16 protein-coding genes are annotated in these 14987 nt (G+C 39.1%); 1 reads left to right on the top strand and 15 read right to left on the bottom strand.

Annotation, left to right across the window (positions count from 1 at the left end):
• The first annotated feature begins 97 nt into the window (after window positions 1-97).
• Window positions 98-928, top strand: coding sequence for an IS3 family transposase (locus DES39_RS03315; protein WP_281271068.1), 831 nt, complete (start codon window positions 98-100; stop codon window positions 926-928).
• 252 nt (window positions 929-1180) lie between these two features.
• Here the strand turns inward: DES39_RS03315 and DES39_RS03310 are convergent, their stop codons facing one another.
• From DES39_RS03310 to DES39_RS03240, 15 genes are all read right to left on the bottom strand, one after another.
• Window positions 1181-1930, bottom strand: a complete 750-nt coding sequence (locus tag DES39_RS03310) for an ABC transporter ATP-binding protein (protein WP_121144330.1) — start codon at window positions 1928-1930, stop codon at window positions 1181-1183.
• Window positions 1914-2741, bottom strand: coding sequence for an ABC transporter ATP-binding protein (locus tag DES39_RS03305; RefSeq protein WP_121144329.1), 828 nt, complete (start codon window positions 2739-2741; stop codon window positions 1914-1916). Before DES39_RS03305 ends, DES39_RS03310 begins: the two co-directional genes overlap by 17 nt.
• Window positions 2734-3600 (bottom strand): nickel/cobalt ABC transporter permease, encoded by an 867-nt coding sequence (gene opp1C / locus DES39_RS03300; protein ID WP_121144772.1) that lies wholly within the window; start codon window positions 3598-3600, stop codon window positions 2734-2736. Before opp1C ends, DES39_RS03305 begins: the two co-directional genes overlap by 8 nt.
• A gap of 2 nt (window positions 3601-3602) precedes the next feature.
• Window positions 3603-4532, bottom strand: coding sequence for a nickel/cobalt ABC transporter permease (opp1B, locus tag DES39_RS03295; RefSeq protein WP_121144328.1), 930 nt, complete (start codon window positions 4530-4532; stop codon window positions 3603-3605).
• Between the two features lie 61 nt (window positions 4533-4593).
• Entirely contained in the window at window positions 4594-6165 is a 1572-nt protein-coding gene (gene nikA, locus DES39_RS03290) for a nickel ABC transporter substrate-binding protein (RefSeq protein ID WP_121144327.1), read from the bottom strand.
• Between the two features lie 21 nt (window positions 6166-6186).
• Window positions 6187-6957: a class I SAM-dependent methyltransferase gene (locus DES39_RS03285; RefSeq protein WP_121144326.1), complete on the bottom strand. Its 771-nt coding sequence runs from the start codon at window positions 6955-6957 to the stop codon at window positions 6187-6189.
• Window positions 6958-6985: 28 nt separating this feature from the next.
• Window positions 6986-7981, bottom strand: coding sequence for an urea transporter (gene yut / locus DES39_RS03280; RefSeq protein ID WP_121144325.1), 996 nt, complete (start codon window positions 7979-7981; stop codon window positions 6986-6988).
• A gap of 54 nt (window positions 7982-8035) precedes the next feature.
• Window positions 8036-9016 (bottom strand): urease accessory protein UreD, encoded by a 981-nt coding sequence (locus DES39_RS03275; RefSeq protein ID WP_121144324.1) that lies wholly within the window; start codon window positions 9014-9016, stop codon window positions 8036-8038.
• Window positions 9013-9651 (bottom strand): urease accessory protein UreG, encoded by a 639-nt coding sequence (gene ureG, locus DES39_RS03270; protein ID WP_121144323.1) that lies wholly within the window; start codon window positions 9649-9651, stop codon window positions 9013-9015. Before ureG ends, DES39_RS03275 begins: the two co-directional genes overlap by 4 nt.
• A gap of 31 nt (window positions 9652-9682) precedes the next feature.
• On the bottom strand, window positions 9683-10369 hold the full coding sequence (locus DES39_RS03265; RefSeq protein WP_121144322.1) for an urease accessory protein UreF: 687 nt from the start codon (window positions 10367-10369) through the stop codon (window positions 9683-9685).
• 26 nt (window positions 10370-10395) lie between these two features.
• A complete protein-coding gene (locus DES39_RS03260; protein ID WP_121144321.1) occupies window positions 10396-11031 on the bottom strand; it encodes an urease accessory protein UreE in 636 nt (211 codons plus the stop codon).
• A gap of 96 nt (window positions 11032-11127) precedes the next feature.
• On the bottom strand, window positions 11128-12846 hold the full coding sequence (locus DES39_RS03255; RefSeq protein ID WP_121144320.1) for an urease subunit alpha: 1719 nt from the start codon (window positions 12844-12846) through the stop codon (window positions 11128-11130).
• 55 nt (window positions 12847-12901) lie between these two features.
• Entirely contained in the window at window positions 12902-13315 is a 414-nt protein-coding gene (locus DES39_RS03250) for an urease subunit beta (protein ID WP_121144319.1), read from the bottom strand.
• Window positions 13316-13363: 48 nt separating this feature from the next.
• The gene (locus DES39_RS03245; protein ID WP_121144318.1) at window positions 13364-13666 is read right to left on the bottom strand and encodes an urease subunit gamma; all 303 of its coding nucleotides are present in this window, start codon (window positions 13664-13666) and stop codon (window positions 13364-13366) included.
• 364 nt (window positions 13667-14030) lie between these two features.
• Entirely contained in the window at window positions 14031-14975 is a 945-nt protein-coding gene (locus DES39_RS03240; protein WP_121144317.1) for an AEC family transporter, read from the bottom strand.
• Window positions 14976-14987 lie beyond the last annotated feature (12 nt).

The raw sequence follows: 14987 nt of genomic DNA, 5'->3' as shown, positions 1-14987 counted from the left end.
CTGAAGAGAACGAGCTTATCGCCCTACGCAAAGAGAACAAACGCTTGTTAATGGAGAATGATATCCTAAAGCAAGCAGCGTTGATAATGGGACGAAAATCAAGTTAATTGCAGACAATCAGCATCGATCCCCTTTACGTGCATTATGTCGGTGCTTAAACATAGCAAGAAATCGTTTCTATTATCAACGGCAATTCCCCCAGCAACGACAAGATATCGTGCTCAATGAAATAGTGGGAAAAATCTTTAATGATAATTATCAAGCCTATGGTACAAGGCGCATGAAAGCAGCGCTTAGCAAGCAAGGTATAGCCGTATCCCGCCGGCGAATAGGTCGGATAATGGCGAAAAATGGCTGGGTATCAAAATACACCTACAAAAAATACCGTGTTCATGTTGAAAAAAGCAATGAATCGAGTGTGGGTAACGAACTGAATCGTGAGTTTGAAATAGGGCAAGAACGAAAAATATTGGTGACAGATTTAACCTACGTCAGAGTTAAACAGCATTGGCACTACCTTTGTGTGATTGTTGACATCAGTAATCGAGAAATCGTTGGGCGAAGTGCTGGTAGGCATAAAACATCGGCATTGGTCATGCAAGCTATCAGTCAAATTCTGATGAACTTACCGTCTATTGATTTTTTTCATTCGGATAGAGGAAAAGAGTTTGATAATCATCTGATTGATGAGTGTTTAACCGAGTTTGGTATTAAACGTTCGTTAAGTCGCAAAGGTTGCCCGTATGATAATGCAGTAGCTGAAACAACGTTCAAAGCGGTGAAAACAGAGTTTGTGTCAAACTCGGTATTTAATACATTGGAGCAGCTTAAATTAAAATTTAATCACTATGTCGATTGGTTTAATTATAATCGGCTTCATTCAACATTAAATTATCAGTCACCGATTGAATACAAACAAAATCGATGACCTTATCTTTTTGGTACTAAAAAGTGTGGACATTCCAGATATTAAAATATTGCCTTAAGTATTATCTTACTGTGCCTGAGCGATGTGTTCTAACGTTGTCGTTATCTATGTGTAAAAAATGCTTAACTAAAGTAATGTTGATTTATCATAGTGTGTACCGAAAGCGATACGGTGTCACGGTGATGGCGCATGTTATCGATGATAATGTTGAATATACAACGAATAATCCGGTGCAATCAGCTAACGTTTTGATTATATCACTGCATTGAGTAAGGATTGGGCATAAGGATGTTTAACCTTGGCAATATCAGCTGTTTGGCACCTTTCCACAATAGTTTTCTGTTGAAAAAATAACACGCTTTCGCAAAAATAACAGACCAATTGCAAATCATGGGTAATAAAAAAATAGCTGAGTTGCAGATCATCTTTGAGTTTTTCGAGCAGATCGAGGATCTTCACTTGGGTAGGTACATCAAGTGAACTCACCGGTTCATCAAGCACAATTAAGGAGGGACACGTTGCAAGGGCACGGCTAATACACACGCGCTGTGCTTGCCCACCAGAAAGTTCATGAATATAGCGATTCATTAATTTAGGTGATAAACCCACTCTATCAAGCAAAGCACTGACCTGATCTTGTAGCTGTGCACGTGGAATATATCCACCGAGTAATAATGACTCAGCAATAACTTGTTTAACATTCATGGTTGGATTGATTGACGTCGTATAATCTTGAAACACAATGCTGAGCGGTTTTTTGCCACTTTTCTTATCTGTTGTTGATTGACCATTAATCAGAATTTGACCGCTATCGGGATATTCAAGTCCGCAAATAAGATTAGCTAACGTACTTTTACCACTGCCACTTTCACCCAACAAGCCGATACTTTCCCCTTGCGCTAACTGAAAAGAGACATCATCAATAATAAGATGACGGTGACTGGCAGAAAAAGCGTGCTTATGACTAAAAGATTTACTGACATGCTCAACACTTAATAACATGATTTCCTCTAATTTTATCAAATCTCTCGGTTAATTTTTGGCGAGTTGCGAGTAAAAACTGTGTATAAGGGTGCTTAGGTGCTGATAACAAGGCTGCTTTGTTATTAAATTCGATGATTTCACCGTTTTTCATCACAGCAATATCATCAGCAATTCCTTTAACTAATCCCAGATCATGTGTAATAAAAATCAATGTGGCTTTGTTCTCATCAATTAAAGCCGTAAAGGCTTGCATGACTTCGAACTGCGTAATGGCATCTAAGGCAGTTGTCGGTTCATCAGCAATAATAATGTCAGGTTCTAAGGCTAAAGCAATGGCAATCATGACGCGCTGTAGTTGTCCGCCACTTAATTGATGCGGATAACTGTTGAGTAAATTATGGACTTGCAATAATTTCACTTTATCTAAACTGGCCATAATGCGTTGTTGCCGCTGCACGACTGATAAAGAAAAATGGGTATTTAAGGTTTCATCAAATTGATGACCAATCGTCATTAAGGGATCAAAGGCACTCATGGCATTTTGTACCACTAGGCTTATTTTCCGACCTCTCATCTGTTGCCACTGCTTTGCACTGAGATCGGACAATCGCTTATCATGAAAAAAAATATCACCTTGTGCACTTAATGAAGATGGTAGCAATCCCACAATCGCTTTGGCCAGAAGACTTTTACCACTACCACTTTCACCAACAATTGCCAGCGAACGGTGGGGATAAATCGCCATTGAAAGATGATTTATCAGTGGATGTTGATTTAACGTATCGATAACGCTTAAATCGACAATATTTAAGATGGGATTATCACTCATGGTGGTCACCGAGTGGTACCGTATTATCAAAACGATTCATCGGATCAAACACATCACGCAAAAAATCCCCCAGGCCATTAAAGGCAATAACCACTAAAGTAATAGCAATACCTGCTGGTAGCATCTGCTCGGGGTGAGATAACATCACCTGTTTTGCCATGCTCAGCATGCTTCCCCATTCGGCAACAGGGGGCTGAATACCTAATCCCAAAAATGATAGCGCAGAAATAGTCAAAATAATCGTTCCTATATTGGTCGAAGCCAGAATCATCATATCTGCTGCGGTCATTGGTAGCAGGTGACGGTATAAAATATAACTGTTTTTAGCGCCAATAATTTGCGCGTAACGAATATAATTTTGATGGGTATATTGCAAAACAGCGCCACGAATCATTCGCGCATACCAAGCCCATTTTACCAGCACAATAGCAACAAGAATATTTCCAATGCTGGGGCCTAGCACGCCGACAATAGCCAGAATCATCACGACTTCAGGATAAGATAGCAGCATATCGCATAGCCGCATAATAATACTATCCACTTTGCCGCGATAAAAACCGGCAATCATACCCATAACGGCACCAAAAGTAATGGTTAATAACATGGCCAGTAAAGCATAAAAGATGGTGGTTCGAATACCATAAATTAATCGAGAAAAAACGCATCGCCCTAGGTAGTCGGTACCGAGTGGATAAGTCAGACTCATCATTTGATATTTTATGCGGGGTGAAGCAACATTGGGATCGTGAAAAGCAATCAATGGTGCAAATATTCCCGCTAATAATACCAACAGTAAAATCGCAAAGCAGATCTGGGCAAAGCGATCTTGTTTGAGCCGATAGTAAAATAGTCGCATCATCATTAATGTCTCTTTAATCTTGGATCTAGCTTCATTTGTAATATATCAATGACAAAATTAAACACTAAAAATAAGAGTGCAATTAATAAAATATAGGCTTGAATCATCGGATAATCCCGACTAAATATCGCATTAATACACAGTCGGCCAATGCCAGGCCAAGCAAACACATTTTCAATCACTGCTGTGCCAGCAATTAAAGTCGGAATGCTCATTCCAAGACTAATAAGTGAGGTATGAAACGCATTACGTAATACGTGCTTACGAATAATTTGCCATTGTGATAAACCTCTAGCTTTAGCATAAAAAACATAAGGTTGTTGCAGCTCAGTCAACATTGCCCCACGAATTAACCGCAGGTAAATACCGATATACCCTAATGATAATGTGACGGCAGGTAAAATAACCGATTTAGCCTCTCGCATTCCGCTCACCGGCAACAGATCAAATTGCACCGCAAACAGCCAAATCAATAATAGTGCCAGCCAGTAATCAGGTAAGGCAATGAATAAAAAAATCACACTGCGTAATAGTTGATCAATCCACCCCTTTTTATTTATCACACACAGTAACGCTAAGGAAAAAGCCACAAATGAACTGATCAATAAGGTTACCAAAGATAAATATAACGTAGCGGGTAACGCATGCATAATTTCGTCGAGTACCGGCGTTCTTAACGAAAATGATTGACCAAAATCTAAATGCAAAATCTGCCAAAGCCATGTTAAATAACGGATAAAAAAAGGTTGGTCTAAACCAAGTTCATGACGCACTAAAGTGATAGCGTCACTAGTTGGGACGATTTTTCCCACGCGCAGCGCCACTTCTGCAGGATCAGATGGAATTAAATTAAGAAGCACAAAGGCGATAAATGAGATGATTAACATCAAGGGTATCATCATCAATAACCGGTATATTATATAACGTCTCATTATATGCCCTCACATACAAAAATTTATCCGCGACTTGGTAAGCACTAATTGATTAGCCAAATTAAGGTGATTTAAAATACATTTTTTCAAAAGGAATTTCATATTGTGATACATTAAAATCAACGCCGCCAATTTCGTGACGATAAATGACTTTCGTTCGAGAATAAGATATCGGGATATAAATTGCGGCATTTGCTAAACGTTGGAACAGCTGAGTATACCTATTTTGCCGCGTTTGCTCATCATTGGTAATCAGCAGTTCACCAATCATCTGATCGAGTTGCACTTTATCCTCTAAGCCTAATTGCGCTTGATAATCCGCATGAGCAGGTACTCTAAATGAGGAAACAAACGACGCAGGATCATAAGGTTTCCCCCAAGAGAGAGAATATTGTAAATCAAAATCGCCACGCTTTTGGCGATCCAAGTAAGCTTGCTTTTCCTCACCAACTAAACGCAAATCGACGCCGACATCCTTAAAATTATCTTGTATTAATTCAGCGATCTCTTTTTCTGCGGCATTACTCGTATCATAAGAGAAAATCAGTGTTAAGGATTGTCCGTTCTTTTCTCGAATAGATCGTCCAACGGGTAATAACCACCCGGCGTCATCGAGTAAATGACGCGCTTTTTCCGGATCAAATGAGTAGGTCTTAACCGCGATATTACTATAAGGTGCAGAAGGTGACATTAACGTATTGGCTAAGGTCTCAGAGCCATTTAACACAGCGCTCACAATGCCTTCTTTATCAACTGCATATTCTAATGCTTGGCGCACATTGATATCGTGAGTAATTGGCCGGCGGCTATTTAGCACAACGGCTCTAGACGCAATTGGATCACTCATGCGCGCCACAAATTGATGATTGTCGGTTAAGGCTTGATAACTGTCCATATCAGTCATATCACCATCAGCACCAAATATCATTTGAATATCACCTTTTTTTAAGGCAAATAACATGGTTTGTCTATCGGGGATCACCTGCCAGACTACCGCATTTAATGCGGGCTTGTTGCCCCAATAATGAGGATTGACTTCAAATCGAGCATATTGGTTTTTTTTATGCTCTGTTAATACCCAAGGTCCCGTGCCGGCATAACTGCTTACCCCATTTTTGGTTTCACCATTGATAAAGGCCTTCGGCGAGATAAAACGAAATGGCCGAGTCACACCAAGTTCCGTCAAGGTCGGGTAATAAGCGTGATGTAATACCAATTCAACCGTCATATTATCAATAATATTCACTTGCTCAATTTCATTAACCAAGCCCATCCAAGCATGACGATCTTTATTTGCCAGTATCGCTTGCATATTGAGTTTAACGGCCTTGGCATCAAACTTTTCACCATCATTAAAATAGACATTATCACGTAAATAAAACGTGTAATGCTTACCATCTGGCGAAATATCCCAATGCGTTGCAAGGCAAGGCTCAATACCACGCTCGGTATTAACAACAAGCGGTTCAAAAACCATATTTTGTGCGGCCATTTCCCCCAAATATAGATGAGGATTAATATCAAGGATATCTTTTGTACTGGCATAATCCAGCTCATTATTACCTTGATCAGCATTCACGCAGCTACTAAATAAAGCTAATGCTGCCACGAATGATAAAAAAATCTTAGTCATATTTGCTTCGCTATCCTACGCTTATTTTTGGGCGGTTATCACAAACATTGGGGTTGAACCATAGTTAATTTTTTCCTCCGTGTCCCACACCTGTTCACTGATATTTTTATCAATCAATAATTGATCAAAACCAATATCAAGTAAGGCCTTCGCATCCCATTGTGGACGCAATTGCTGACTAAATGGTAATTGGCGGGCAATCGCTTCCATCGCTTTTGTATCGGTGTTAACATAATGATCATTGACGTTATGTTGTTGTGTATTAAGGCGATCTTGTTTAAAACCTCGCATAAAATGTTCATTAAACAAATGCAAATACCAATTAGCATCAAAAGTAATCATTCTACCATTGACATCTAATACTCGATACCACTCTTGATAGGCTTGCAGCGGATCTTTTAAATTCCAAGTTACATTACGGCTCACAATCAGATCAAACTGATTATCGTCAAAAGGTAAGTGATGCACATCAGATTGCACAAATTGAATCTTAACATCTTGCTGCGTAGCATTTGCTTCAGCTTGGTTTAACATCGCCAAAGTGGCATCAACCGCCGTGACATTGTGGCCAGCCTTCGCTAAAATAATGGCAAAAAAACCCGGTCCAGTACCAATATCAAGCACTCGCAGTACCGGCTTTTTGGGGGCTAAATTTAATATGATATTTAACCAAATGTCGCGTTTATGGCTATTTAGCTCAGCAATATTTGACTCACTATAGCCCTCAGCACGGTTATTCCAATAATCAGTCACTGAGTTAAGAAGTGCATCGTTATTTGGGGTTAAATCCATTTTAATCTCCTAAATGATATTCATGATATTATTGGCGCTCATCGGGCATTAGATCTTGATTAGGTACTAAGAATAACCATGTAGCCAGCACAAAAGGCATCGTTAAGGTTGGAATGCCAATTGGTACTAATGCCACATCAAGTGCGCCTTGAACAAATACAGTAAAAATAACACCAATCACGGTATAGAGAGCAACGCGTAATGTGGGTTTATTAAATGTAGAGCCTAAAGCAATCGCAGTTAATACCGCACTAAATGAATATAATCCGGTATGTACATATATGGAATTGGCTTGTAATAATGAAGCCGTTGCATAAGCTAACAGCGATCCAATAACAGCAAAAATTGCTGACCAAATTGAATTTACGGCCAAACCAATAAGAAAAATAATCCCGATAATAATATTACTAAAAAGAAAAACCTCAGATATACCGCGAAACATATCTGGTGTAAGCTGTTGAATATAATCAATTGATTGTGCTGAATTATCAACATATTGATTTGGTAATAAAGGTTTAGGTAGCGCAATTCCTTTTATTGAAAAAAAGGCATAACTGGCTAATAAAATCGTCCAAGTCACTAAGACGAACGGCGCCGTTAACGCCGCAACTTTCCAATTTTTAAGAAAGTTAGCTAACGAGATCGTCGCGATAACAGAAACAATACTTGCTAATGCGATACTGAACCATAACATCGGTGTATTTTCTAAAAATGTCGGTAAGGCAACTCCCACCAAGCATGCATTATAACCATATAAACCAGCACGTAACGAAGACGTATCAATTTTACTCACGTAGGCTGTTAGAGTGGCGAGCACCGTTGCAAATAAACTGGCAAAACCAATCACCGGTAAATTTTCAAAATATCCCCCTAAAAAAATGGCGATAAAAAATAACAGCCCAGTTAAAGGATTATTTTGGAACATTACCTGCCCGCAGCCTCTTAAGGTGACATCAATAAATTGAATTACAATATGATGTTCAGCAAGATCATTCCAACGTTTACTCATCGTTGTACATAACATGACTCTTTTCTCCCAAATTGATCATCATCGCTAACGTTTGTTAGTGCATACGATCTATTTCCACAAAAACGGTTTTTGCAGTGATATTCCCAAAATCTCTTCCCTGACGATTTGCCAAAAATGTCGAATCGCCTTTTTGGCGTTGGGACTATCCACGCTCAATACCTTAAAAATGATGCCACTTTCATTAGGCAGTTGCGTTGCACCATAAGCAATCTGCTGACTAACATCATATTTAGCGTCTAAACGTTCTAAAATAGCTTGATGATATTGTTTCGGCGTCAGTAGGATTACGTTACCAAATACATCAAAAGACTCCATTACGCCAACCGCCATTAATTCATTTTTTTTCGGCTCCAGAATATATTTTTCAACAAATAATTCTTTGCCATTGTGTTCACCCTCTGTTTGATACTCGGCCCTAATACGGGACGAGAAAATATCGAAACCAAATAACTCATCTTGGTGATGATATTTACGACCGGATTGCAATATCTCACTATAAATAACCGTTGCACTTGGATGTAATTTAATCAAGGTATCGGTAATAAAGCGTGAATCACGGTGTGGAATAATGGGATCAGGAATTAACTCTAAATAACCATTTTCAGCCACATCAATTTGTTGTACTTGTGAAGCATAATTGGCATTCATCATGTGAATTTTTGTGGCAGACTGGGTCGTGATATGCGCACAAGCATCCTTTTCAACAATCACATCGAGTGCCTGTCTATCACCTTGTAATAGGCAACCTGATGTTGAAATCATGGTTACGCAGGGTAATTGCGGCATTTCCTCATCCCAGTATAAGGCTTTTTGGACGAGCGAAGGAACTCGCCGTTCCATCTCGACCAGTTCACTTCGATACTCACCTTTAGCAAAACGTAGTTTTAAATAGCCACTTTTACCAATATCGCCACTTTGCATTTGGATGGGTTCATTTTGATAACAAGCCATCTCAGGCGCATTTTGACCTAAAGTATGAGCATAAACACGGCTAGGCGTGTTTTTGATCTCTTCCCTTAGATTATTCATGCATGATTTCCTTGTGGTGAATGAGTAAATAAGAATTTATCCATGATCATATCGACGAGTTCTTTTACACCTTCGCCCGTTTTACAGTTGGTCAATATATACGGCCGGTTACCGCGTACTACTTTGGTATCACTTTCCATCACCGCTAGGCTGGCACCGACATAAGGCGCTAAATCAATTTTGTTGATGACTAAAATATCGGCTTGCACTAAACCCGGTCCATTTTTTCTTGGTATTTTTTCACCTTCAGCCACATCAATGACATAAATATAAAAATCCGCTAACGCTGGGCTAAATGTCAGGGTTAAATTATCGCCACCGCTTTCAATCATAACTACATCACTATCAGGAAAACGCGCTTCCATATCTTCAACTGCGGCGATATTCATGCTTGGATCCTCTCGCACAGCCGTATGAGGACACGCGCCAGTTTCAACCCCGATAATTTTCTCTTCGTCTAAAATTCCTTTTAGTGTTCGCTTAACTTGTTTCGCATCTTCTGTCGTCACAATATCATTGGTGATAATCAATGGTTTGATACCACGCTCAATTAAAATAGGGGTAATGACCTCGATAATTGCTGTTTTACCTGAACCAACCGGTCCACCAATACCGATTCGGGTGATTTTTTTCATGTTATTTTCTCCATTTAGCCATTATTCTGTATTAATTCATAAATAAACGTACAAACGATTTAGTGTGCATGGCCGCAAGCACATCCATAATCGGTGTGTAAGACGACATTTCATTAATGTTGCCACTGCCGGCAATATCACAAAATGATTCAATTTCTTGGTTGAGTTCAAATAAAATCTGCTGCGTCTCGAAGTGGGTTATGCGCATTAAACGCATAGCGGCACTTAAAATCGTCATTGCAATACCATATTGATGCATAACAACCACTTCACGTTCCGCGATCCCTTGAATCGCCATCACCATCGCTTGGGCAACAGGCTGAGTGCCTGGTGTGACGTCAGCTTTAATTTGTGATAACCACCAATTTAACCATTCATCATCCATAATATGAACAGAAAGTTCGGCAAACTTTTTACCCATTCGGCAGGCCATTAACCGAGCTTCTTCATTTAACTTACGATTATTAACCGCCCAGTCAATAGCAATAATTTTTGCTCGATCATCGGCCAACACCGCGCGATGAGCGGCAACAACCGCAATACCATCACAAGATGCAGCTTGTTTTAGCGATGTTCTAATAAATCCTTTTAAGGTCTCAGGATTATGAACTACGCCACTTTGAATCGCTGATTCAACACCATTTGAAAAAGTAAATGCCCCAATAGGGAGGGCTGAATCACCAAACTGCATTATTCTAATTAATTCTGATGCCTTCACCTTATATCACCCTGTCAAATTATCATTTAATGTTTATGATGATGCCCGTGGTCATGAGCGTGATGGTGATCATGTGAATGCTCGTGTTTATGATCGTGATGATGTTCAACATGGACATGCACATCAGAATCCTCAGCGCCACCAAATAATAGACGTGACTCAGAGTTTGTTAATTTATCTAGTACGGTGGCGCCTTTGACAAACTGATAAGTATCTTGACTAAAACCATGTGTTTTCATTACTGAGCTCATCACTTTTTCATTCACCGTCAAAGGAACATAAACATGGTTATCTTTGATTACCGCTTTCCAATGTTGATTACCCAAGGCATGGCCTAATTCAAAACTCTTGCGGATCTGCTGTTCAGGGCTACCTGTTTTTAAACTCTGTAAATTAATCACCATGATATCGCGCAAGGTAATTTCGACGATAGTCGCGCTGTTCGTTGTTTCATCGAAGAAAATGATATCACCATCACTTAATAGCACATTGCGTTCAAGTGATATGCCAATATCCACGCCATTTTGAGTATTTTTTCGACAACGACTTTTTTGTGCTTCCCATTGATCAAGAATTAACACATCAATTTTCGCGTTGGCGAGCTTTTCTTGCCATTGATGATCTTTCGCAATATTACCTAAAATATGTTCAACAATGATCATATTATTGTCCTTTTGTTGAGTTAATCGCGCTGATGTACTGATTATTTAGCACCTATTAATCTATCATTAATAATAGATGCTAAAAATACAGCAAAATTAGCTAAAGAAATAACGTTGGTTCATTGAGGCTGTTGTAATAGGCTTGCATGTTGCATGTTCACCATTAACTTTAACCGCAAAGGTTTCAGGGTCTACCTCGATGTTTGGTGTTTCACTATTACGCACTAAATCTTTTTTACCAATAGCACGACAGTTATTTACGGCAATCACTTGGCGTTCTAATCCCGCTTTTTCCTTCACACCATCATCTAAAGCGGCTTGAGATACAAATGTAACACAGGTATCTTGAACCGTTTTACCAAATGCGCCAAACATCGGACGATAGAAAACGGGCTGTGGCGTCGGTAATGAAGCATTCGGATCGCCCATTGCCGCCCAGTTGATAATACCGCCTTTTATAATCATTTTCGGTTTAGCACCAAAGAAACGCGGATCCCATAGGACTAAATCAGCCATTTTTCCAACTTCAACTGAGCCAAGTACATGGCTAATACCTTGTGCTATAGCAGGGTTAATGGTGATTTTAGCAACATAACGTAAAACACGAAAGTTATCATTACCTTCGGCATCTTCAGGTAATTTACCTCTAGCGGCTTTCATTGCATTAGCCGTTTGTATGGTACGCAGCCAGTTTTCTCCAACTCGCCCCATTGCTTGAGAGTCACTGGAGAACATTGAAATCACGCCCATATCATGGAGAACATTTTCAGCAGCAATAGTTTCTGATCTTACCCGGCTTTCAGCAAATGAAACGTCCGCTGGCACATTCGGATTGAGGTTATGACACACCATAATCATATCAAATAACTCTGCCTGACTATTTATGCCAAAAGGGAGTGTTGGGTTAGTTGAACTCGGTAGAACATTAGCTTGGCTGGCAACGCGAATAATATCAGGAGCATGCCCACCTCCCGCACCTTCAGTATGGAAAGTATGGATAGTACGGCCTTCAAATGCTTCGATGGTATTTTCAACGTAGCCACCTTCATTCAAGCTGTCAGTGTGAACAGCAACTTGGATATCAAATTCATCCGCAACCCGTAACGCATAGCGAATCGCATTGCGCGTGGCGCCCCAGTCTTCATGAACTTTTAAACCAGCAACACCCGCAATAATTTGCTCCGCGAGTGGATTACGCGTAAAGGAATTTCCCTTGCCAAGTAAACCAATATTAACGGGTAGATTTTCAAATGAACGTAACATGGCACGAATATTTTGTGGTCCAGCTGTTACGGTTGTACCATTTGTGCCATCGGTTGGCCCCACACCACCACCAAAGAAGGTTGTGACACCATTTGACAGCGCGGCATAAGCCTGCTCTGGAGAAATTAAATGAATATGGGTGTCAATACCGGCTGCAGTTAAAATAAGATGTTCACCTGAAATCGCATCAGTTGCAACACCTACAACCATACCTGGTGTGATATTGTCTTGTATATTAGGATTACCACTTTTACCAACACCAACAATTTTACCATTTTTCACACCCACATCAGCTTTGATAACCCCGAGTTTGGCATCAACAATGGTGACATTGGTAATAACAAGATCGAGTATACCATTATCACTTGTTAGTGTGTTATTTGCGCCCATACCATCACGCAATGATTTACCACCGCCATAAACAGACTCTTCACCATAACCACGTAGATCTTTTTCAATTTCTACATAAAGATCTGTATCACCAAGGCGAATTTTATCACCCACTGTTGGACCAAATAGTCCGCAATATTCTTTTCTTGAGATTTGAGGCATTTATTCATTCCTTCTGTCATTCAACATAAATTATTACCGATTTACCATGTAACGCTTACGATGCTTTATGTTTAAAACCTTGTTTAACTGCATTTTCAAGTGCTATATCTTGCTCTGGACGTTGCTTACCACTACCATTATTCCCTGTCCAACCATCAACTAAGTTATTAAAACCATAGACGGTTTGTTTCCCCCCATAAGGAATAAGCGACACTTCAATTTCATCACCAGGTTCAAAACGTATTGCCGTCGTTGCAGTGATATTTAACCGTTTGCCATAAGCGGCATTACGATCAAACTCAAGTGCATTGTTTGCTTCAAAAAAATGGAAATGCGAACCAACTTGGACAGGTCTATCGCCGGTATTACGTACTTTAATTTTGATTTCAGATTTATCGGTATTAAATTCAATTGGGGTCTTTGCTAAAATAACACCACCCAATGGAGTCGTTGGTTTTGTCTTACTCATTTTGTCTCCTCAGTACAATCGTTTCTTTGATAGCATAAATGATCCATTTTATTTGATCGGGTTATGTACCGTGACAAGACGGCTGCCATCGGTAAAAATCGCCTCAACTTGTACTTTATCAATCAAATCAGCGATACCTTCCATAACGTCATTTTTTGTTAGTACTTTACTTGCTTCCGCCATCACATCTTCTAGTGTTTTTCCATCACGAGCACCTTCTAAGGCTGCGACAGAAATAATAGCAACTGATTCTGGGTAATTTAATTTTACACCTCGATTTTTACGCTTCAGTGCAACATCAGCCAGTGTATACAGCATCAATTTTTCTATCTCTCTTGGGGTTAGCTCCATAATGTCCTCCGTAGGTTTACATTTTTGTTACTCATTGATAATAGTCGAGTTTATGTTTTAGAAGTATTCCATAATACTTAAAATATTTGATACTATAATGAAAATTAATTTAATTAATTAATGATTGAGTAAATAAATTGTTAAATAAATGAAAATTATATGATTCAATACTTCAGCTAAATGATTAATTCCACATTTGACAGTACGTCGGTAGGGGTTAAATAACGATGAGACTCAAAAACCAACGGGAGTTAAAATAGATTCATTAATAAGCAGTTTTCGATTTAAATTAAACAAAAAAATCCGATTTAGTGTATTAAAGTTTAAATAAAAAAGATAATAACCCACTTTATTACAGACTAAATTAATATGGTGAGATATAACGCACAATCATAATCCAAAGTGGTGCAGCAACCATAAAAAAAATCATGCTCATTGCTAAAGAAGAGGTACCGGTTTTGACATAAATTTGATATCGATGACCAATAATTGTACCCGTAAACGACGGAGGAAGTACCGAGATTAAAATTAACATTTGTAATATTTCACCATGAATACCAAAAATGATTGCAATCACCAACGCCATAGCCGGCATTAAAATCAATTTTAAAACTGTATTAAAAATCACCTCACTATCGAATTCAAATTTCTGTAAAGATAAAGTAACGCCTGCTGCAAATATTGCTAAACCGGATTTGGCATACGCAATCAGATCTAAACTTGGCGTTAATTGTTCTGGAAATTTAATATCAAAAAGCACCAATACAATTGCTATCAACGGGACAAAAACAATCGGCTCTTTGATAGCAGCAATAGCCGGATTATTGTGCCTTTTATTCCCCAATTCATCGCTTGGATGCAGTAAATATACACCAAAAGGAATAACCAGCACATGTTGAGCGATTGCCATAATGGCAACAACTAAACCGGTTGTCGTGCCAGAGCCATAAATAGGACTTAACGTTGCAAAACCTAATACTCCAACCGTTGGTGAACCGGCTATCATCGCAGCCACCGACGATTCACCGCGATTATGCTTAAAAAGGGTTAAACTACAAACATAACTGAGCGCAAAGCCTGCAATTAAAATCAACGTACCGACAATCGTCAGTGATATATCGTCAAAAAGCATCTTTCGATCGGCTTTAGCAATCGAAATAAATAATGCCGCAGGCAGTGCATAATCTAGAACTAATTTATTAAATGCTTGCGCATTTTCTTCAGTAAAACTACTACGACCTCCTGCAATATAGCCTAAAAAAAGAATAAAAAATATTGGCACAAGATCATTTATAAAAATATTTTCCATAAATCTAACTCA

Origin of the sequence: Orbus hercynius (assembly GCF_003634275.1) — a bacterium.
In the GTDB taxonomy this organism is placed as follows: Bacteria; Pseudomonadota; Gammaproteobacteria; order Enterobacterales; family Orbaceae; genus Orbus; species Orbus hercynius.
This window is presented reverse-complemented; position numbering and strand designations above follow the sequence as displayed.